Annotated in this window: 16 protein-coding genes and 1 pseudogene; 6 read left to right on the top strand and 11 right to left on the bottom strand. The window is 71.0% G+C overall.

The window, feature by feature from the left end; all coding sequences use genetic code 11:
* The first annotated feature begins 195 nt into the window (after nt 1–195).
* Nucleotides 196–3,327 carry a discoidin domain-containing protein gene (locus J8403_RS01505; RefSeq protein WP_211121454.1) on the top strand — a complete coding sequence of 1,044 codons (3,132 nt, stop codon included), beginning with the start codon at nt 196–198 and terminating at the stop codon, nt 3,325–3,327.
* 257 nt (nt 3,328–3,584) lie between these two features.
* On the opposite strand, the gene J8403_RS01500 is transcribed toward J8403_RS01505, so the two are convergent.
* From J8403_RS01500 to J8403_RS01490, 3 genes are all read right to left on the bottom strand, one after another.
* On the bottom strand, nt 3,585–4,346 hold the full coding sequence (locus J8403_RS01500; RefSeq protein ID WP_211121453.1) for a class I SAM-dependent methyltransferase: 762 nt from the start codon (nt 4,344–4,346) through the stop codon (nt 3,585–3,587).
* A 122-nt stretch (nt 4,347–4,468) separates the two neighbouring features.
* Nucleotides 4,469–5,269 (bottom strand): alpha/beta fold hydrolase, encoded by an 801-nt coding sequence (locus J8403_RS01495; RefSeq protein WP_211121452.1) that lies wholly within the window; start codon nt 5,267–5,269, stop codon nt 4,469–4,471.
* A 44-nt stretch (nt 5,270–5,313) separates the two neighbouring features.
* The gene (locus tag J8403_RS01490) at nt 5,314–6,651 is read right to left on the bottom strand and encodes an MFS transporter (RefSeq protein WP_211121451.1); all 1,338 of its coding nucleotides are present in this window, start codon (nt 6,649–6,651) and stop codon (nt 5,314–5,316) included.
* Nucleotides 6,652–6,750: 99 nt separating this feature from the next.
* On the opposite strand from J8403_RS01490, the gene J8403_RS01485 reads away from it, so the two are divergent.
* The gene (locus tag J8403_RS01485) at nt 6,751–7,323 is read left to right on the top strand and encodes a TetR-like C-terminal domain-containing protein (RefSeq protein ID WP_211121450.1); all 573 of its coding nucleotides are present in this window, start codon (nt 6,751–6,753) and stop codon (nt 7,321–7,323) included.
* Between the two features lie 121 nt (nt 7,324–7,444).
* Here J8403_RS01485 and J8403_RS01480 read toward each other — a convergent pair whose 3' ends face one another.
* The 3 genes from J8403_RS01480 to J8403_RS01470 form a co-directional block, all read right to left on the bottom strand.
* Nucleotides 7,445–7,909 (bottom strand): NADPH-dependent FMN reductase, encoded by a 465-nt coding sequence (locus J8403_RS01480; protein WP_211121449.1) that lies wholly within the window; start codon nt 7,907–7,909, stop codon nt 7,445–7,447.
* A gap of 80 nt (nt 7,910–7,989) precedes the next feature.
* Nucleotides 7,990–8,655: a TetR/AcrR family transcriptional regulator gene (locus J8403_RS01475; protein ID WP_211121448.1), complete on the bottom strand. Its 666-nt coding sequence runs from the start codon at nt 8,653–8,655 to the stop codon at nt 7,990–7,992.
* 16 nt (nt 8,656–8,671) lie between these two features.
* Complete coding sequence (locus J8403_RS01470) at nt 8,672–9,430, bottom strand: SDR family oxidoreductase (protein ID WP_211121447.1); 759 nt, start codon at nt 9,428–9,430, stop codon at nt 8,672–8,674.
* A gap of 500 nt (nt 9,431–9,930) precedes the next feature.
* Between J8403_RS01470 and J8403_RS01465 the strand changes: the two are divergent.
* Nucleotides 9,931–10,200, top strand: a pseudogene (locus tag J8403_RS01465) (alpha/beta hydrolase); the annotation flags it as partial.
* Between the two features lie 63 nt (nt 10,201–10,263).
* Nucleotides 10,264–11,283 carry an LLM class flavin-dependent oxidoreductase gene (locus J8403_RS01460; RefSeq protein WP_211121445.1) on the top strand — a complete coding sequence of 340 codons (1,020 nt, stop codon included), beginning with the start codon at nt 10,264–10,266 and terminating at the stop codon, nt 11,281–11,283.
* Between the two features lie 35 nt (nt 11,284–11,318).
* Here the strand turns inward: J8403_RS01460 and J8403_RS01455 are convergent, their stop codons facing one another.
* The 5 genes from J8403_RS01455 to J8403_RS01435 are packed head-to-tail and all read right to left on the bottom strand — an operon-like array spanning nt 11,319 to nt 18,521.
* On the bottom strand, nt 11,319–14,303 hold the full coding sequence (locus J8403_RS01455) for a glycoside hydrolase family 2 TIM barrel-domain containing protein (RefSeq protein WP_211121444.1): 2,985 nt from the start codon (nt 14,301–14,303) through the stop codon (nt 11,319–11,321).
* A gap of 29 nt (nt 14,304–14,332) precedes the next feature.
* Complete coding sequence (locus J8403_RS01450) at nt 14,333–15,160, bottom strand: carbohydrate ABC transporter permease (protein ID WP_078646375.1); 828 nt, start codon at nt 15,158–15,160, stop codon at nt 14,333–14,335.
* Between the two features lie 21 nt (nt 15,161–15,181).
* Nucleotides 15,182–16,153 (bottom strand): carbohydrate ABC transporter permease, encoded by a 972-nt coding sequence (locus tag J8403_RS01445; RefSeq protein WP_211121443.1) that lies wholly within the window; start codon nt 16,151–16,153, stop codon nt 15,182–15,184.
* On the bottom strand, nt 16,150–17,433 hold the full coding sequence (locus J8403_RS01440; protein ID WP_211128028.1) for an extracellular solute-binding protein: 1,284 nt from the start codon (nt 17,431–17,433) through the stop codon (nt 16,150–16,152). The genes J8403_RS01445 and J8403_RS01440 overlap by 4 nt, the downstream gene beginning before the upstream one ends.
* A gap of 35 nt (nt 17,434–17,468) precedes the next feature.
* Nucleotides 17,469–18,521, bottom strand: a complete 1,053-nt coding sequence (locus J8403_RS01435) for a PfkB family carbohydrate kinase (protein WP_211121442.1) — start codon at nt 18,519–18,521, stop codon at nt 17,469–17,471.
* Between the two features lie 136 nt (nt 18,522–18,657).
* Here J8403_RS01435 and J8403_RS01430 point away from each other — a divergent pair, with 136 nt between their 5' ends.
* A complete protein-coding gene (locus J8403_RS01430) occupies nt 18,658–19,407 on the top strand; it encodes a DeoR/GlpR family DNA-binding transcription regulator (protein ID WP_211121441.1) in 750 nt (249 codons plus the stop codon).
* Entirely contained in the window at nt 19,404–20,777 is a 1,374-nt protein-coding gene (locus tag J8403_RS01425; protein ID WP_211121440.1) for a 6-phospho-beta-glucosidase, read from the top strand. Before J8403_RS01430 ends, J8403_RS01425 begins: the two co-directional genes overlap by 4 nt.
* Nucleotides 20,778–20,781 lie beyond the last annotated feature (4 nt).

The raw sequence follows: 20,781 nt of genomic DNA, 5'->3' as shown, positions 1-20,781 counted from the left end.
CCTGCCCAGGCCGGTGGGCGGCCCCGCCCCCACCGGTCGACGAGACCTGTCCGGAACACCCCGGCCGCACGGACGGCCCCCGCGAAATCCGCTGAACGGCTGACGTCGCACCCGTTGACGCGCGGACCGGGACCGCCGAAGAATGTGCGCCACCCCTCCTCTGACAACGTTGTCCAGCCCGTGAGGTATCGCCCCGTGTCGCATCAGCCCCTGCCCCTCGACCGCCGCCGCTTCCTGCACCTCGCCGGTCTCACGGGCGCGCTGGCCGCCCTGCCCCCGCTCACCGCGGCCGCGAGCGCCCACGCGGCGTCCGGCCGCACGGACGCCCCGCCCGACCCCGTCGCGGCCACCTACCTGCGGGTGCTCCTGGACCACACCCGGTGGTCCGAGACGCAGTGGGACGAGGCCCAGGGCCACTACCGCGCCAAGGACTTCGGGTTCGCCGTGGTCCTCGGCAACGCGGTCCTGCTCACCCACGGAACCTACGACGCGGCGCGCGCGGGCACCGACCGGGAGACCCTCGAGCGGCGCACGCTCGCCACGATCCGTCACTTCGCCGCGTCGAACCGGCTCACCGGCGGTGACGAATGGGGCCGCACGCTCTTCTTCGACACCACCTTCCAGTCGTACTTCATCCTGGCCGCCCGGCTGCTGTGGAAGGACCTCGACACCGCGACGCGGCGCAACGTCGAGACCATCGTCCGCGAACAGGCCGCCTACACCGCGTCGTTGGGCAGCGGCGACGACCCCGCCTCGGGCGACTGGACGCCGAACGGCACGAGCGGCGGACACGTCGGCGACACCAAGCTGGAGGAGATGGGCCTGTACGCGCAGACCCTCGCTCCGGCGCTCGCATGGGCCCACGACGACCGCCGCGCCGCCGACTGGGCCACGTGGTACGGCATCTGGTCGCGCAACGAGGCGGGGCTGCCGCCCGCCGACCTCGCCAACCCCGCCCGCGTGGACGGCGTCGCCGTCTCCGAGAACACCGCCCGCAATCTGTACGACACCTTCATCGTCGAGAACCACGGCTCCTTCGGCCCGCACTACCAAGAGGAGCTGTGGCGCACCTCCGGCCGCAACGCCGCGCACTTCCTGGCCGCCGGACGCCCCCTCCCGCAGGTCCTCGCCCGGCAGCCGAACGCCCAGCCGCTGTGGCGCACCCTGCTGGGCGTCATGAGCGACGCGGGCGAACCGCTGATGCCGATGGTCGAGGACCGCGAGCACCTCTACGGCAGGGACGTCATCCCGCTCGCCTTCCTCTCCCAGGTGATGCGCGACCGGGCCGCGGCGCGCGCCGAGCGGGAGCTGGCATCGCGGCTGGAGGCGTACCAGCAGTACCCGCCCGAGCACCGGTTGGCGAAGTTCTCGGGGGAGCCGAAGTACGAGCCGGAGGCACGCGCCGAGATCGCCATCAGCTACCTGTTGCATGTGTGGGCGGCGGCGTCCGGGCGCCCGGTCGAGGCGCTCTCGCGCGAGGAGATGTTCGCGCGGGCCTCCGGTGTCACGGACTTCGGAACCGGCCCCGGACTGGTGTCGCACCAGTCGCGCACCGCGTGGGCCGGTGCCGTGACCAAGCCCGGGTTCGTGAAGTTCGCCTGGCAGCCGGGGCACGACGACTGGCTGTTCCGGATCGGTGGCGCCACCCCGATGTTCCTGCCCGCCACCGCCGCGAAGATCCAGGGCCGCACCGTGCGCGTATACGAGTCCCTGCGCGACGGCTTCGACGGCAGCGCGACGCTGCTGCGCCTGGGCGGCGGTTGGGCCGGGTTCGCGACGCTCCCGACGGGCTCGATCGTCTACGCGAGCGGCGGCACCGCCGACGCGGAGGGCCACCTCGAGGTGCACAACCTGACGATGCCCGGTATGCCGGGGCTCGACGGCGCGCGCACCTACCGCTTCGAGGAGGGCGAGGCGACCGTCCGCGCCCGCGACACCGCCACCGGCACACCCGCCGGACGGGTCGACGACCTTGGCTTCACCCCCACGACGGTGCGCCACGTCCGTATGCTCGGCGTGCGGCCCGACCCGGCCTACGGGTACTCCCTGTACGCCTTCGAGGTGCGCGACGGGGCCCAGGGCGCGGACCTCGCGCGTGGCGGGTCCGCCACCGCCTCGTCCGCCGACGCGGGCAAGGGCGCGCCGCTCGCGGTCGACGGCGACGCGGCCACCCGCTGGGCGGTGTCCAAGGCCGACCGTCCGCGTGCCGACAGCTGGCTGGCCGTCGACCTCGGCGCCGAGCGCCGGATCGACCGGGTCACCCTGCGCTGGGAATCGGCGGCCGGCCGCGCCTACCGCGTCCAGGGCTCCACGGACGGCCGGGACTGGAGCGACCTGGCGACCGGGCCGAGCCCGGCGGTGAGCAGCCGTGGCGGCTGGCTCGATGTCGAGGGACGCGCCGGGCTCGTGGTGCGTGAGGGCCGGAACCCGATCGGCGTCTACGACGACACGATCGTCCTCGGCGACGGTCCGGCGGCACCCCTCCTCGTCGAGGGCTTCCCCGGCACGTCGGCCGGGAAGCTGCGCGCGATCTCCCGGGGGACCGCGCCCACGGCGGAGAACACCGCGGTGCGCACGACGCTGACGGACGGGCACCTGACCCTGTTCAACCTCTCCGGGGAGCCCGTCAGGACGCGGATCACGATCCCGCGCACCGGCACGGACACGGTGGTCTTCGAGGGCACGCAGTGGCTGACCGCCGACGGCATGTCCTTCGAGGCAGCGCTGCCCGCCGCCACGGCGGCCGTACTGCCCCCGCGCTTCACGCTCACCCCCCTCACGAGCCGACCCCTGCCGTCGGGCCTGCGGGTCCAGGTCGTCGACGGAGCGACCGTGCGCCTGTCCGGGGCCTCCTGCACCCTGCGCGTCCGGGCCCAGGGGCGCAGTCAGGTCGCCGTCGTCCGAGCGGGCCGGACGATCACCGTCGTCCTGGCCGGCGCGGCCGCCCATCCGCACGACGACCTGGCTCTTGGCAGGACCGTCTTTCCCACGAGCCCGCTGCCGGAGGGCATGTCCGACCCCGCGGCGGCGGTGGACGGCGACAGCCGCACCGCGTGGACACCGGGCACACGCGGCCGCATGGTCGTGGACCTCGGCGCGGCCCGCCCGGTCCGCCTGGTGGAGACCGAGTGGACGGCGGGCACGGTGCCGGGCACGAAGGTCGGCCTCAGCATGGACGGCATCACCTACCGGGACGCCGGGACCCTCACCGGCCGGGGCCGTGTGCGCGGGCTGACCACCTCCGGGACGGCCCGCTACGTCAGCCTCGAGGTCGACGGATCGGCACATGCGGCCGGGTCACGCCTGCGGCGCCTGACCGTGCGCTGACCGCTCCAGGCCCGCCGGGGCGAGTGGCCGTCGACCGCGCCGACGCTCGCCCGGCGGGCCCTCAAAGCGCGCATGCCACACGAGTCAGGGGTCAGTGGCGATGCGCTGCAGCACTTTGGTGAGCCGGCTCAGGTCTTCGCCCTGGACATGGTCGAGGACGTGTCGGCGCACGCCGGCGAGGTGCAAGGCATCCGCTGGGGCGGCCGGCCACTCGCCTCGGCTGCATGAGCGTGCCGCCCCGCCGCGGCCGCACCACGTCAGGGACGGAGCGCGACGAGGAGATCGACCACGTAGGTCTCTTCCACCTCCTCGCGGGGGAAAATCCTGCCCAGTCGCTCACGCTCGTCAACGAAAAACGCCTGACGGTCAGCCTCTTCAAGCACGAGGAATGCCGATCGGCTGCCAATGTTGGCGAGATGCGTGTCCAAGGAGACGGTGCGGCTCCAGCGCACTTGACGGCGCTCGACCCGCAGCCCCGTGAGCCCCGCCAGCCGGATGGCATCACGGTCCGAAGGGCGCACCGCAGACCTTCCCTTCACCCCGCAGTGGTGCGCGATACGCCCGTGCTGCTCGCGGATCCACGGCACGTCGAAGGCCGTGGTGTTCCACCAGATCGCCAGCGCACCGCCCGCTCGCAGGACGCGCAACGCCTCCGGGACAGACCGGCCGGGATCGGTCCACTGCCAGGACTGGGCATAAGTGATGAGGTTGCAGGAAGCCTCGGCCAGCGGCAGAGCGTTACCGTCACCCCTCACGATCGGCACTCCCGGGAGCGCCTGGTGGAACTCACCAGCCATGGCCTCACCCGGCTCGACAGCGATCACATCAGCACCTCGCTCCCGCAGCAGCACGCTGGCGATTCCGGTACCCGCGCCGACATCAGCGACGCGGGCACCCGCCAAACGACAGCCCGCGAACTCCTCGATGCAGTCGAAGAGCGGGGCTGGATACGAAGGCCGACTCGCCGCGTACTGAGCCGCGGCTCCATCGAACGACTGGGCGCGAGAGCTGACGGTCATACCCTCATCATCACCTCCCCGCACCGAACACGCGACCACCACCAACCCTGTGATCGTGTCCCGGTCACAGCACTAGCTCCAGGGATGGAGGGCCTGGAGGCCGGGCCGCAGCACGCTCGTTGCTACTCGGTGCCCACGCCGGCCAGAAGGTTCGCTGTGCCTTCGGGTGCCTCCACCGGGAAGTGGTGGCTGCCCAGGTCGATGGGCACGATGTCGAAGCGGTCGCCATAGCGGTCGATCGCTTCTTGCGTCACCAGGGCACGTATGGCGAACACGGTGATCGGCTGCTTGGTCTCCCGTAGCGCCGCGTCCATGTCCCAGCGCATCAGACCCTCGATGGAGCGCAGCCCCGCGGGCTGCCGCACCGCGACCATCTTCTCGAAGTACGTGTCCTTGAGGGCCGGGTCGGTCCCGGCCGGCGAACCTCCCTCGACGAGGCCTCGCACCCCTGCGGGGAAGTCCTCACGGAACATGCTCACCATCGCCTCGGTCTGTTCTTCGCTCTGCGCGGGGAACAGGGACAGGTAGTGCAGTGCGTCGAGGGCGACCACATGCGAGACGGTGTCGGGGAGCAGCCGGCCGACCTCGACGGCGACGGCCCCGCCGAGGGAGTGCCCGGCCACGACGCACGTGTCCACCGACTCGGCCTCCAGTACTGCCGCCACGTCGCGGGCGAACTCTTCCATGGTCCAGATGTCCCGCGTCGATCGCGACGCGCCGTGCTCGGCGAGGTCGATGGCGAGGACGCGGTAGTCCTCGGGCAGATGGTCGGTGACCGCGTCGTAGTCGCCGCGGTTGCACGCCCAGCCGTGGATGAGAGCCAGCGTCGGCCCTCCGGCCGGACCGCTGGCCGTGTACCGGATCGTCGTGTGGTCCGATCGCTGAACCTCGAGGTGCTTCCTGGACCTGCTCGCGGTCGTCACGGTGTCTCCTTGGCTCTGTTCCAGATGGTAAACGGTGTATCGGTTCAGTGGCATGAAGCGACGGTCGCCGGAGCCTCGGCGGTCGCCGGAGCCTCGGCGGTCGCCGGGGCCTCCGTGGCCGTCGGCGCCTCGGCCGCCCGGGCCACGACGGCACGGCGCTCCGCCCGTGTCCGGCTCAGGCGCAGGACGAGGGCGGTGGCGGCGATCACCGCGATCGCCAGCGCGTAGATCCCGGTGGCGGTCCGCACTCCCAGGACGGTGACCGCGATTCCGCCGAGGACGGAGGGCACGCTGTTTCCCAGGTAGGCGATGATGTTCGCCAGGGCGAAGACCTCGCTGCGCTCGTGCGGCTTGGCGATCCGGGCGAAGGTGCCGAACGTGGCCAGCACCGACGCGCCCATGCCGAGCCCCGAAACGACGGTGCCGACAGCGGCGAGCCAGGCGAGGTCATCGGCGACCCCGGCGAGCGATATCAGGGTGCCGAGTCCGAGCAGTGCGGACGAGGGGGCCAGCAGCGACGGCGCGGGACGGGAGCGGAGCAGGAAGACCGCGAGCGCTCCGGTACCCGTCAGGAGCGTCACCACCACGCCGCCGATCAGATGGCTGCGCAGCCCCAGCAGCTCGGCCGCGACGGACGGGCCGAGCGAGAGGTACATCCCGGCCAGGGCCCAGCCGGCGATCATCGCCGGCACCACCGGGACGATGTCCGCGCGCAGGTGAGCGGGCATCGCGACCCGCGGGCGCAGGGAGGCGGCGGCTCCGGGGCGGCGGAGCGATGTCTCCGGCATGAGGGCGACGATCACCGCCGCCAGCGCCATCGCGCCGAAGAGCAGGGTGTAGACCAGCCGGGTCGGGGCGGGGCCGAATTCCACCAGCACACCGCTGCCGAGGGCGCCCAGAGCGAGTCCGGTCAGGGGAGACACCGAGGTGATGACGCCTGCACGGCCGCGGGCATGCGACGGCTCGAGATCGACGAGGGTGGCGCTCAGGGTGGTCGTCGCGGCCCCGGTGGCGATGCCCTGCAGCACCCGGGCGGCGGACAGGACGAACACATCACCGGCGACGTAGAACAGGACGAGCGCGACCATCTCCAGCCCGATCGCCGCGGCGAGTACCGGTCGGCGGCCGAGATGGTCCGACAGCGCTCCGACGACGAGCAGCGAGCCCAGCAGGCCGACCACGTAGAGGGCGAAGACGACGGACAGCACCCACGCCGTGAAATGCCATTGCTGCTGGTAGATCGCGTAGAGCGGGGACGGTGCGCTGGAGGCGGCCAGGAAGAGGACGAGGATGGCGCCGACGTAGGGGAAGGCCCCCTTCCACGGTGCGCGGCGCGGATCCCCGGCGGGCGGCCTGGCGGTGACTGCAGGTGGAGCAGACATATGGACTCTCGCAGTGATCGATGCGTTAGTGGCTTCACTCTTACCGTAAACGCATCGATCGCTGCTTTCAAACGCAGTGATCGATGCCATACTGGTCACATGTCCACTCGCGCCGCCCCTCCGCCTCACACCGGCAGCCGGCCCGGCGGCCGCTCCGCCCGCATCCGCGCGGCGGTCCACCGGGCGGTCGCGGAGCTGCTCACCGACGAGGCCGACGAACTGCTGACGATCCCGGTCGTGGCCGCCCGCGCGGGCGTGCACGCCACCACGGTCTACCGCCGCTGGGGCTCCGTCGGTGAACTGCTCACCGATGTCGCGACCAGCCGTTTCTCCGGCGACATCGTGGTGCCGGACACCGGGAGCCTCCGCGAGGATCTGGAGCGCTATGCATCCGATCTCGCCAAGGACCTCAATGACCCGGACACCCTCCCTCTGGTGCGCGCCACCATCGGCACGGCCGGAGACCAAGGCGCCAGCGCCTGCACGGGCGAACGCCGGCAACAGCTCCAGGCCATGCTCGAACGGGAACAGGCCCGGGGCCATCAGACCCCGACCGTCGAACGCGTCACGGACGCGGTGATCGCCCCCCTCTACTACCGGGCGGTCTTCACCGACCAGCCCCTGACCCCCGAGTGGACACGCGGCCTGGTGTCCAACCTGCTGCCGGACTGACAACGCCCACACCCCCTCGTCGGATCAGCCCAACGAGGCGGCGTACCGGCGGGCGCCGGGGCCGGGCAGGCCTTCGGATGGCGTGGCACGTTCCCTCACGGGTCAGGCCACGAACGGGGCCTCAGGCGGCCGTGGCCGTCTGCGTCTTGGCTTCGCGCACCCCGCGCAACGCGCCGGACCAGGCGATGAGTTGGTCGAGCATGCCGCGGACTGCGGTGTCGAGGCCCTCTTGGGGGGCGAAGAGGCCGGTGGAGAACGAGGGGCGTATCGCGATGGTGGGCTGGGCGCGGACCGTGGCCACCTGAAGCTCGGCAAGGACGAGCCGGAGTGCCTCGGCAGCCCGCACTCCGGCGGCCCAGCCGCCATAGCTGATGATCCCCGCGGCCTTGTCGTTCCACTCCCGGTAGACGTAGTCCAGGGCGTTCTTCAGGGCTCCGGGGAAGGAGTGGTTGTACTCGGGGACGAGGAAGACGAAGCCGTCGAAGCTGTCGATGAGTTCGCCCCAGGCGCGGGTGTGGTCGTGCTGGTACTGGTCGGCGAAGCCGCCGAGCCCGGGTGCCGGCCGGTGTACAGCTCGCGAGGACATCGCCGATCTCCGGACGATGACTCGACACGCACCGGTGGCGTGGATGCGCCTGTGCCCCCGCCTCCAGGGCAGGGAACAGGTCACCCCCCAGGCGCGTTCCACAGCTCGCTGAGCTCCGCCCAGTCCGGGGCCGGTCCCGGCAGGATGGTGACTTGACCGGCGGCCGGGTGGCGCAGTCCGGCGAGGACGAGGTCCAGGTAGCGCAGGTGGAGCGCAGTGGCACGCTCGCCGGTGACGGGAATCCGCGCGGCGAGATGTTCGAGCAGCAACGGGATGTCGGCGGAGGTGAAATCCGTACGTAGCACGCCTGCCCGGTGCGCGCCTCCCACCAGCTCGTCGAGGGCGGCTCGCAGCCGGTCGGCGGCGGCCACGACATCGTCCGTGGCCGGCAGCCGCCCGCCGACCTGTGGCAGAAGTGGGCCGCTCGCCCCCTGGGCCGTCAACGCGTCGTGCAGGAAACGGGCGAAGGCGGCCCACGCGTCCGGTTCTTCGGCGAGTGCCGTGTGGGCCTGGGTGGCGAGCTGCTCCATGCCCGCGAGCCGCATGCGCTGGGCCAGTAGTTCCTTGCTGGGGTAGCGGCGGTAGAGACTTCCCATGCCGATGCCCGCTCGACGGGCGATCTCCGAGACGGGTGCGTCCCAGCCGCGCTCGGCGAAGACTTCGCGCGCGGCCTGCATGAGGCGGGCGTCGTTGCGGTCCGCCTCACGTTGGCGGCCTCGCGGTTTGCCTGCGTGTGTATCACCCATGGCGCAGCATTCTCCCTTAGGGGCGCGCCACCCCGTGCCCGCCGTCGACGGTGAGCACCGAGCCGGTGACGAAGCCGGCATCGTCGCCGACGAGCATCGCGATCGCCCGGGCCACGTCCTCCGGCTCCGCGACCCGTCCGAGCGGGGTGCGCTCCACCAGGCGCTGCTGGAATTCCTGCGGCATCCCGGCGCTGGTCTCGGTACGCACGAAACCGGGCGCCACCACGTTGACCTTGACGCCGAGTGGACCGGCCTCGTAGGCGACGAAGCGGGCGAAGGTGTTCAGGGCGGCCTTGGCGGTGCCATGGGCGGCCATGCCCGCGGTGGGTGGGCCGTCGGCCACGGCGCTGGACACGTACACGATCCGTCCCTGCCCCCGCGCGCCCATGATGGCCAGGGCCTGCTGGGTGAGGGTGTAGACGGACGACAGTTCGTCCGTCACCTTCCTCTTGAAGTCGTCCCAGGCCAGGGCGTGCAGGGGAGTGGGGACGAAACGGGCGCCGGCGTTACAGACAAGGACATCCAGGCGTCCGTCGACGGCGGCGCGCTTCAGCAGTTCGGCAGCCTGGTCGGGGTCGTACACATCGGCCTGTACGGCGAAGGCATCGCCGCCGTCGGCCTCGATGAGCTTGACCACCTGGGAGGCCGCCTCACGGTTCGAGAAGTAGTTGACCGCCACGCGGTATCCACGAGCCGCGAGTTCGCGTGAAGTCGCCGCGCCGATTCCCCGGCTGCCGCCGGTCACCAGAGCCGTCGGCCTGCCTGTCGCCTTCATATGTCCTCCGTGTCGGCGGAACGAAGTGTGTCGCATGCAACCTATCGGAGCGGAGCGCTCCGTTCAAAATCTTCATCCGGTCGACGGAACAGAGAGCACGGCACGCTCCCGGGTGTGTGCCGAGCCGGTGGCGATGGGACTCAGGGGCGCGGATTTCGTGGAGCGGCGCCGGAGCTCGCCGAGGGTGCCCCGGGTGGCGGGGGGGATCGTCCGGGGGTCGGGTGGAAGCCCCCTCCTCGATGCTGATGCGCTGATGAAAGCGCAGGTCGCCGGGGTTCCGTACGATGAGACACCTAAGGGTGTCCATTGACACCGGCTTCTGCGGTCACGACCATAAGAGGTATGCACTCGACGCATCCGGGCGTGCTCTGCCGCTATGTGGACTACCTGCGCACCTCCAGCGCTCTTTGTCGCTGAGCGGCGATTTTCACCGTCCCTGCGTGCGCTCGGCACCGTGTTGGTGATCGCTTCCCGCCACCGGCCCGGCCCGGTATTCCTCATCGCCCGCGTCGTTGCCCGACCTCCCCGCCCTGGTCCTGCACGGCGAGGCGGACCCGAGCTCTCCGCTGGAGCAGGCCCGCGGCCTGGCCGAACGGCTGCCACACGCGACCCTCGGCGTACTGCACGAGGGCGTGCACGACGTGCTGAACGACGCCACCCACCGCACCACGGCAGCCACCATCGTGCTGTGGCTGGAACGCCTGCGTGCCGACCGGGAGATGAGCCCGATCCTCACCCTCGAAACCGGCGCACACCCCGCACATTCCTGACCGTCCGGCACCGACCTCCGTCAGCCTCGCGTCGTTGACCGCCATGTGACAGGGAGCCACACCATGCCACTGACCTCGAAACCCTTGCGGAAGCTGGGTTTCCTGACCATAGGGCTGTTCGACGAGGCCGACCCTCACCGGGGCCATGAGTCGACACTGCGGATCATTGAGATGGGCGAGCGGCTGGGCTTCGACAGCGCCTGGGTGCGCCACCGCCATCTGCAATACGGCATCTCCTCCCCGATGGCCGTGCTGGCGGCGGCTTCGCAGCGCACCAGCCGCATCGAGCTGGGCACCGCGGTCATCCCCGTGGGATGGGAGAACCCGCTGCGGCTGGCCGAGGACCTGGCGACCGTCGACATCCTGTCCCGGGGCCGCCTCAACCCGGGGGTCAGCGTCGGTCCGCCGAACCACTACGACCAGGTCAAGGGCGCGCTCTACCCCGACACCGCCGACGTCGAGGACTTCGGCCACGAGCGGGTGCGACGACTGCTGGACTTCGTACGGGGCGAACCCGTCACCGACTTCAGCGGTGTCGAGGGCTTCGAGGTGTTCTCCGACCGCGTCCAGCCGCACTCCCCGGGACTCGGTGGCCGCATGTGGTACGGCGGTGGCAGCCTGCGGTCGGCCCAGTGGGCCGGTGAACACAGAATGAACCTGCTCACCAGCAGCGTCGTGAAGGCGGAGGAGTCCGAGGACTTCGCCGAGATCCAGCTCTCGCACATACGGACCTTCCGCGCCCACCACCCCGACGGCGACCGCGCCCGTGTCTCCCAAGGACTCGTCGTGATCCCCACCGACACCGCCTCGCCGGAGCAGCGCGCGAAGTATGAGCGGTACGCCCTGCGGCGCCTGCCGCGTACCGCCACGCCCCAGGGACCGGCGCGCATGATGTTCGCGCCCGATCTCGTCGGCACCTCCGAGGAGATCGCCGCACGGCTCGCCTCCCATGCCGCATTCCGGGAGGTCGACGAGGTGGCGTTCGCCCTCCCCTTCACCTTCGACCACGAGGACTACGTCCAGATCCTCACGGACATCGCCACCCGGCTCGGCCCGGCACTGGGCTGGCAGGCAGCCCCGTAGCGCGCATCACCCGCAGACCACCCGACGCGGGCGCCTCACAGCGGGCGCAGCACCCACGACCAGCGGTACGTGCCGGGGCCCAGCCGGTAGCGCGGGAGGGTGTCCGGGCCGCAGGACGCGGTGCCGAGGCCGCGGTGGGCGGCGTCGAGATGGACCACGCACCGCGGCCTGGGGGTCAGCTCGTCGTGGTGGGAGGCGGTGGCGAGGTCGGCCGCGCGGTACCGGGTGACCGAGACCTGGCGGGGCGCGTCCAGCCGTACGCCGAGACCGGTGCCGGTGTCCGACAGCAGCGCGAAGCGGCGTACGCCGGACCGGCCACCGCTCTCCTGGGGGCGCAGATACGGGGTGAACAGGCTGTCCACGCGGGCCCGGTGGTGGCCCACCGGGCCGCCCGTCCGCCGGTCCGGATAGGTCTCCCAGGGGCCCTGGCCGTACCACTGGAGGTGGTTCAGCCCGGCCACCGTCTCGAAGACCGTGCCCACGCGCGCGGCGTCGGTCAGCCCCTCGGGGAGGACGGCGGTCTCCTCGATCAGCAGGCCGTCGTCGTTGAGGAGGCGGAAGACCTGCTGGTGCTCGACGGGCCCGGCGCCGGTCGGGTAGGCCGACCGCACACGGACGCGGCCGTCCGCCCGGTCGACGGAGACGGGCTCGCGCACGAGCCGGTCGAGGCCCAGCGCGCGCCAGTGGTCCGCTGCGCCGCCCAGCAGATCGTTGTCGGTGGGCGCTCGCCACAGGCTCAAGGCGGGCGGGCAGGTCAGCAGCGGATGGCGCAACAGCCCTTCCGCGTCGACGTCGGGGGAGTGGGCGGACACCGCCACGGACGCCGCCACCACGGACGCCACCACGGACACCGACGTCGGCGGCGCCGGGGCGGGCCGTTCGCGCACCTGGATCTGAGGCGCGCACACCTCGGTGCCGCGCGGTGCCCAGGGCTCGTCATGGCGCGTGGTCACCTGCAGCGTCAGCCAAGCCTCGCCGCCACCGGCGGCGCCCGCGGCGGGCAGTTCGGCCAGCAGCCCGTGCGGCAGGGGCAGGTCCGCCGAGGCCCCGGGCGGGAGGTCGGGCAGGACGGCCGGGGCGGTGCGGGTGCCGCCGTCCTCGACGGACAGCCGCCACTCCGCCGTCAGCCAGGACACATCGCGGAAGTGCTGGGCGTTGGTGACGCGCGGCGGGCGGCCAGGATCGCTCCGGGTCAGCCGCACCGGGGCGGCGATCTCGCGATGCTCGTACATCGCGGGCTTCGGGGTGCGGTCGGGGAAGACCAGCCCGTCCGCGCAGAACGCCCCGTCGTTCGGCACATCGCCGAAGTCCCCGCCGTACGCCCAGCGGTAGCCGTCGGCCGCCACCCCGTGGGCGTAGGCGCCGGACGCGAAAGGGCCCGCGGGGCGGCCCGTGGCCAGGCGCTGGAGGATGCCGTGGTCCCAGAACTCCCAGATGAAGCCGCCCTGGAGACCCGGCGTGGTCTCGATGGCCGCCCAGTGGTCGGCGAGGGTGCCGTTGCTGTTGCCCATGGCGTGCGAGTACTCGCACAGGATCAGCGGCTTGTTCTGCTCGCCGGAGGCGGCGTGCGCGGTGATCTCGTCCAGTGACGCGTACATTGGGCAGAGGATGTCGGAGGCGATGTCCGCCCCGGACCAGCCGGTCTTGGCCGCCCCCTCGTACTGCAGCGGGCGGGTCGGATCGTAGCGGCGCAGCCAGCCGGCGGCCGCGTCGTGGTTCGCGCCGTAGTCGCTCTCGTTGCCCAGCGACCACACGATGACGCACGCGTGGTTCTTGTCCCGCAGGACCATGCGCGAGACCCGGTCCACGAACGCGCCCAGATAGCGGGGGTCGTCCGCGATCTCGTGGGCGTGGTCGTGGCATTCGATATCGGCCTCGTCGACGAGGTAGAGGCCCAGCTCGTCGGCGAGGTCCAGCAGTGCGGGGTCGTTCGGGTAGTGCGAGGTGCGGACGGCGTTGAAGCCGAAGCGCTTGATGGTCTCCAGGTCGGCGCGCATCTCTTCGGGGGTGACGGTGCGGCCGGTGAGCGGGTGGAAGTCGTGCCGGTTCACGCCCCGGATGAAGACGCGTTCGCCGTTGACCAGCAGGTCGTTGCCCACGATCTCGACGGTGCGGAAGCCCACGCGGTGGCGGGAGGTGTCGGCGACGGATCCGTCGGGGCGGTGCAGCCGGATGTCGAGCCCGTACAGCTCGGGCGTCTCGGCGGACCAGCGGCGTACGTCGGGCACGGTCGCGAGCAGGCGCGCCTCGCCGAGGAAGTCCGAGACCCGGTCCTCCTGGACGCACCAGGCGGCGTACTCCTCGTCGGGGGTGAGTACGCCGAACCCGTCGAGGTGTCCGGACACGCGCCAGCCGGCGGGCAGTGTCCCGCCCGCGTGGCGCACCTGCACCTCCACGCACAGCCGTCCGTCGGCGGGGGCGCTGACCTTCACATCGGCCAGATGCAGCGGATCGGTGGCGTAGAGCAGGACGGGACGGGTGATGCCGCCGTGCCACCAGTGGTCCTGGTCCTCGATATGCGAGGCGTCGGACCACTTGACCACGGTCAGCCGTACGGTGTTGGCCTCCCCGGTCCGTACCGCGTCGGTGATGTCGAACTCGGACGCGAGGTGCGAGTCCTTGCCGATGCCCACGGCCCGGCCGTTCACCTCGGCGATCAGCACACTCGTCGCGGCACCGACATGCAGGATGACGCGGCGCCCGGCCCAGTCGGCCGGGATGTCGACGTCGCGCTCGTGCACACCGGTGGGGTTGGCGGTGGGGGAGTGCGGCGGAATATCGGGCCAGGGCATCCGCCAGTTGGTGTACTGCGGCAGGTCGCCGGTGTCCTGTGTGGTCCAGGCGCCGGGCACCTTCAGCTGCCGCCAGTTCTCGGACGGGGGCACCTCCGGCGCGGGCAGCAGCTGGAAGCGCCAGTGGTCGTCGTCCAGCGAGAGGGCACCCGCCCCGCGGTCCACGGCGTGCATCGGCAGCCGTCGCCAGGAGGTGAGCTCGGGCGACTCCCAGGGACGCAGGTCCATCAGAGGAGTGTTCAGCGGACGCGGATCCATCAGCGGATGGCCCCCTTGGCGAGGTCCGCCATGATCTGGCGGGCGCCGATGAAGAACACGACGAGCAGCGGGATCAGGGCGAGCAGCGCGCCCGCCATCACCATCCCGTAGTCGGTGGTGCCATTGACGCTGTTGAGCTGCGACAGGGCGACCTGGAGCGTCACATGGTCCGGGTTGATCAGGGCGATCAGCGGCCAGGCGTAGTCGTTCCACTGGGCCATGAAGGTGAAGATGCCGAGGAAGGCGAGGCCGGGCCGGACCACGGGCAGCGCCACGTGCCAGTACTGACGGAGGAAGCCGCAGCCGTCCAGCCGGGAGGAGTCCATCAGTTCGTCATGGATGGAGCCCTTCATGTACTGGCGCATCCAGAAGATCCCGAAGGCGTTGGCGGCCGCCGGGATGACGAGCGAGGTGAGGGAGCCGATCCAGCCGAGCTTCGCCATGATCACGAACTGCGGGATGGCCTGGAGCTGGGCGGGCACCATGAAGATGCCCATCATGATGACGAACAGCGCCCGGCGGCCGGGGAAGTGGAACTTCGCGAAGACGAAGGCCGCGAGCGAGTCGAAGAACAGCACGAGGAAGGTCACCGAGACGGCGACGACCAGGGTGTTGAACATCGACCCGAAGAAGTCGATCTTCTGGAAGAGATGGTGGACGTTCTCGTCGAAGTGCGAGCCCGGCAGCAGCTTCGGCGGGTACTGGAAGATCTCCGTCGACGAATGGGTCGACATCACGATGGTCCAGTAGAACGGGAAGAGCGAGACGAGCACACCGGCGATCAGCGAGATGTGCAGGGTCAGCCCTCTGGCGCGGGTACCCTTCATGCCTTTCACGATGGTCTCCCTCTACTTTTCCCCGCGCTGTACCAGGCGCCAGTTGACGATCGAGAAGATGGCGACGACCAGGAAGATGCCCCAGGCGATGGCCGCGCCGTAGCCGAAGTCGTTGTTGTCGAAGCTCTGCTGGAAGAAATAGAGGACCATCGTCTGGCCGGAGTTGCCGGGGCCGCCCGCGAAGGTGGAGGTGTTGTTGGTGTTGGCCAGCAGCACCTGCGGCTCGGTGAAGCTCTGCAGTCCGGTGACGGTCGAGACGACCAGCGCGAAGAGGATGATCGGCCGCATCATCGGCACGGTGATCCGGAAGAAGGTCTGCACGGGCCCGGCGCCGTCGACGCGGGCGGCCTCGTAGAGCTCGGTGGGAATGGTCTGGAGCCCGGCCAGGAAGATCAGCGCGTTGTAGCCGGTCCACTGCCAGGTCATCAACACGGCGATGGAGATCTTGATGCCCCAGTCCGTGTTCAGCCAGGCCACCTGATCGAGTCCGAGTCCTTGCAACACGGCGTTCGCGAGGCCGAAGTTGGTGGAGAAGATCGAGGTGAAGATGATCGCCACGGCGACGACCGAGGTGACGTTCGGAAGGAAGTACGCGAAGCGGTAGAAGTTCTTGAACCGCACCGCGGAGTTGAGCATCACCGCGGTCACCAGCGCGATGAACAGCATCGGCAGGGTGGCGATCGCCCAGATGATCAGGGTGTTGGTGAGAGAGTTCCAGAACTGTCCGTCGCTGAGGAGGTAGCGGTACTGCGACAGGCCCGCGTACTCCATCGAGCCGAGGCCGTCCCACCGGTGGAAGGAGAGATAGAGCGAGAAGCCCACCGGGATCAGGCCGAAGCACAGGAAGAGCAGATAGAAGGGCGAGATCGCCAGATACAGCCGCCAGTACCCGAGTACGGAGCGGGACCTGGCGCGGGCGGGGGCGGATCTCACACCGCTGTCGGCGGGCGCGCCGAGCGTGGGGGCGGCACCTACTCCGGTCATGTCTGCACTCCCAGGTGGTCCGCTATGCGCCGGCACTTGGCCATGGCGTCCTTCCACGCCCGGCGGGGATCCTTGCCCAGGGCGTTCACATTGCGCAGTTCATCGGAGACCGCCTGGTCCAGGGGGTAGTCGTACGGGCTGTGGTAAGCGATCGGGATCTTCTCGGCCGTGGGGCCGAAGACATCGATGGTGGTCTGGCCGCCGAAGAACGGGTCCGGCGCGCGCATCGCCTCCTGCTGGTACGAGGCGGGGGTGGACGGGAAGAGGGTGGCGTCGGTGAAACCGCGGGTCTGGTTGTCCGCGTTCAGCAGCCAGGTGAGGATCTCGAAGGCCCGCTCGGGCTTCCGGCAGGACTTGGTGATCGCCAGGAAGGAGCCGCCGTTGTTGGCCGGGCCGCCGGGCAGGGCGGCCACCCGCCACTTCCCCTTGGTCTTGGGCACCGTCAGCTTGAGGTCGCCGGCCACCCAGGAGGCGCCGATCTGGCTGGGCAGCAGGCCGTTCTCGATGGCCGCGTTGCCGTCCGGGGTGCCGGACTGGTACCGGGAGCACAGGCCGCGCTCATACGCGTCGATCGCCATGTTCCAGGCGCGGCGCACATGCTCGTGGTCGCCGATGAAGCGCCGTTCCTCATCGACGTAGCGCCGGGTGCCCTGCGCGATCATGTACTGGTAGATCGTGAGCGCGTCGATGACCATATGCGCGCCACGGACCTTCTTCTTCAGCCGCTCACCGGCCGCCAGGTACTTCTCCCAGGTGTCCATCTCCTTGCCGACGTCCGCCGGATCGGTCGGCAGCCCCGCCCGGTCGAACACCTCGGGCATGAAGTAGTGGGCGACCGGGCCGGTGTCGATGGGAAAGCCGATCATGCTCCCGTCGGGAGCGATGCCCTCGGCCCACTTCCACGGCAGGTACTGGTCCTTGAGTTTCTCCGCGCCGAGCGTGCGCAGATCGATGAACTGCTCGGCGTTCGGCAGGTACGAGGCCATGTCCTCGCCCTTGAGACCGGTGATGTCGGGTACGTAGGCGCGCCCGGTCATCGTGGTCAGCAGCTTGGACTTGAAGTAGCCGCCGATCTGGGCGGGTTTGAGCGAGACATCGGTGAAGCGCTTCTTGGCGTCCGCCACGACCTTGTCGCTCAGTCCGCCGGTCCAGTACCAGAGGGTCATGTTCCGGCCGGTCGAGCCGTTCGGAACCGAGCAGCCTGCCGTGGTGCCGCCGAGCGCCGCGGTCGCCGTGGTGGCGAGGCCCGCGTACAGCAGTGCTCTTCGCGAGAGGTGCACCGCTCCCACCGCCTTTCGGGTAGTACGCACTGCGATTACAGGGTGTGGGGGGTGACGGGTGTGGTGTGCGGGGCGGGACCGGGGTCCTCGGGGATGCGGTCCGCCAGGAATCCGTAGGTGCGCCGCAGTGCGGGGTCGCGGCTGCCGGTGGTCCGCCACCACTGGTCGATGCCGTGCCAGCCCGGTGCGGCGAGCGCGCCGCCGTGCCGGGTGACGGACAGGCCGGCGGCCAGTCCCGCGAAGCGCAGCCGGTCGGCGAGCGGCCAGCCGGCGAGGGTGGCGGCGGTGAAGCTCGCGCCGAAGACGTCCCCGGCTCCCGTCGCGTCCACGACATCGATGTCGAGCGCGGCGACGTCGGCGGCCTCGCCCGTCGTCTGGTCGACGGCGAGGGCGCCGTGCGGGCCGCGTGTGACGACGGCGACCGGCACGATGTCGGCGAGCTTGCCGAGCGCGGCCCGTGCGTTGCCGGTGCGTGTGTAGCCCATCGCCTCGCCCTCGTTGGGCAGGAAGGCGTGGCAGCGGGAGAGCTGGTCGAGCAGCTCGCCGGACCAGGCCCCCGTGGGGTCCCAGCCGACATCCGCGAAGATCTTGGTGCCCGCGGCGGCGGCCTTCGCGATCCACGCCTGGGGCTCGGTGCCGAGGTGTGCGATGGCCGCCCGTGCCTGAGGGGCGCTCGCCATCAACTCGTCCTGCGGATACGGGGGTTCCTGGCCGTGGGTGATCAGTGCGCGGTCGTGTCCCTGGGCGATCGAGACGGTGACCGGCGTGTTCCAGCCGGGTGCGGTGCGCGAGAGCGCGAGGTCGATGCCCTCCTGCCGGGCGAGGATGTCGCGGCAGTACGCCCCGTAGAAGTCGTCGCCGAAGACGGTGGCCAGCGAGGTGGTGAGGCCGAAGCGGGCGGCGGCGACCGCGAGGTTGGCGATGCCGCCGGGGCCGCAGCCCATGCCCTGGGTCCAGATCTCCTCACCCGGTGCCGGCGGCCGGCCGAGTCCGGTCATCACGAGGTCGTAGAAGAGCAGACCGGTCACCAGGACATCGGGTCCCGTGGCGTCGGGAGCCCGTTCCCCGGGCGGGGGAGGTTCGGCCACGAGCTCCTCCTCTCGTCAAAAGTGTGCAGAAGCTGCAGCGCATTGCAGAGGATCGTGCGGGCTCTGCGCAAAAATGGCAAGAGGGGTGCACGTGGATGCATAGAAATGATTGAGATTGACGAGTAGGCTGCTCGCCGTGCTGGCTGAACGACGACATCAGATGATCCTCCGCGCCCTGCGGTCCGGGGGCCCGGCGGCCGTGACCGACCTCTCCGAACAGCTCGGGGTCTCCGCCGCGACCATCCGGCGCGACCTGCTGAAGCTGGAGGAGGAGGGACTGCTCACCCGGGTGCACGGCGGCGCGGTCGTCGAGGAGGGCGACCAGCCCTTCGCGGAGGTCGCCGGAGTGCGCGTGGCCGAGAAGGACGCCCTGGCGGTGGCGGCCGCGGACATGATCGAGGACGGGCAGTCCGTGCTGCTGGACATCGGCACCACCGCCTACCGGCTCGCCCGGCAACTGCACGGCCGACGGCTGACCGTGATCACCAGCAACCTGGTGGTGTTCGAGGAGCTGGCCGACGACACCGCAGTGGAGCTGGTGCTGCTCGGCGGGGTGCTCCGGCGCGAATACCGCTCCCTGGTCGGATTCCTCACCGAGGACAACCTCCGCCAGCTCCACGCCGACTGGCTCTTCCTGGGGACCAGCGGCGTCCGTCCCAGCGGGCAGATCATGGACACCACGGTCATCGAGGTCCCGGTGAAACGGGCGATGATCGCGGCCAGTGACCAGGTGGTGCTGCTCGCCGACGCGGGCAAGTTCCCCGGCACCGGCATGACCAAGGTCTGCGGCCCCGAGGACCTCGACACGGTAGTGACCAACGCCCCCTCGGACTCGGCCACGTGCTCGGTGTTCGAGCAGGCCGGAGTAAAGGTGGTGCGGGTGTGAAGCTGACCATTCTCGGCGGCGGCGGGTTCCGGGTGCCGCTCGTGTACGGGGCGCTGCTCGCCGACCGCTCCCCGGGCCGCGTCACCCAGGTCACCCTCCACGACCTGGACGCCGGCCGACTCGGCGCCGTCGCCCGGGTGCTGGCCGAACAGGCCGCGGCGAGCCCGGGAGGCACCGCCCGGCCGGAGGCCGGGGGAGCGCCCACGGTGTCCCACACCACCGACCTCGACGAGGCGCTGCGCGGCGCCGACTTCGTCTTCTCCGCGATCCGCGTCGGCGGCCTCGAAGGCCGCGCCGCCGACGAGCGCGTCGCCCTGGACCACGGAGTCCTCGGCCAGGAGACGGTGGGCGCGGGCGGCATCGCCTACGGGCTGCGCACCGTCCCCGTCGCCGTCGACATCGCCCGGCGGGTCGCCCGCCTGGCCCCCGACGCCTGGGTCATCAACTTCACCAATCCCGCGGGCCTGGTCACCGAGGCCATGTCCCGCCACCTCGGCGACCGCGTCATCGGCATCTGCGACTCGCCGGTGGGCCTCGGCCGCCGCGTCGCCCGCGCGCTCGGCGCCGACCCGGACCGCGCGTGGATCGACTACGTCGGCCTCAACCACCTCGGCTGGCTGCGCGGCCTGCGCGTCGCCGGGCGCGACGAACTCCCGCGGCTGCTCGCCGACCCCGAGGCCCTCGGCTCGTTCGAGGAGGGCAAGCTCTTCGGCCCCGAGTGGCTCGCCTCCCTGGGCGCGATCCCCAACGAGTATCTGCACTACTACTACTTCAACCGGGAAGCGGTACGCGCCTACCGCGAGGCCGAGCAGACCCGCGGCGCCTTCCTCCGCGACCAGCAGGCGCGGTTCTACGAGGTGATGGAGCAGGGCCACGCCCCCGCGCTCGCGACCTGGGACCGCACCCGCGCCGAGCGCGAGGCCACCTACATGGCGGCCAACCGCGAGGCGGCGGGCGCCGGCGAGCGCGACGCGTCGGACCTGGAGTCCGGCGGCTACGAGCAGGTAGCGCTCGCCCTCATGCGCGCCATCGCCCGCGACGAGCGCACCACCCTCATCCTCAACGTCCGCAACCGCACCACGCTGGGCGCGCTCGACGCGGACGCCGTCATCGAGGTCCCCTGCCTGGTGGACGCGAGCGGTGCGCACCCCGTCTCCGTCGACCCGCTGCCCGGCCACGCCACCGGCCTGGTGTGCGCGGTCAAGGCCGTCGAGCGCGAGGTCATGAACGCCGCCGACAGCGGCTCGCGCGCCACCGCCGTCAAGGCGTTCGCCCTCCACCCCCTCGTGGACTCGGTCGCCGTCGCCCACCGCCTCGTCGACGGCTACACCAGGGCACACCCCGGACTCGCCTACCTGAACCGCCCGTAGGAGC

Source organism: Streptomyces yatensis (genome assembly GCF_018069625.1).
GTDB lineage: Bacteria > Actinomycetota > Actinomycetes > Streptomycetales > Streptomycetaceae > Streptomyces > Streptomyces yatensis.
This window is presented reverse-complemented; position numbering and strand designations above follow the sequence as displayed.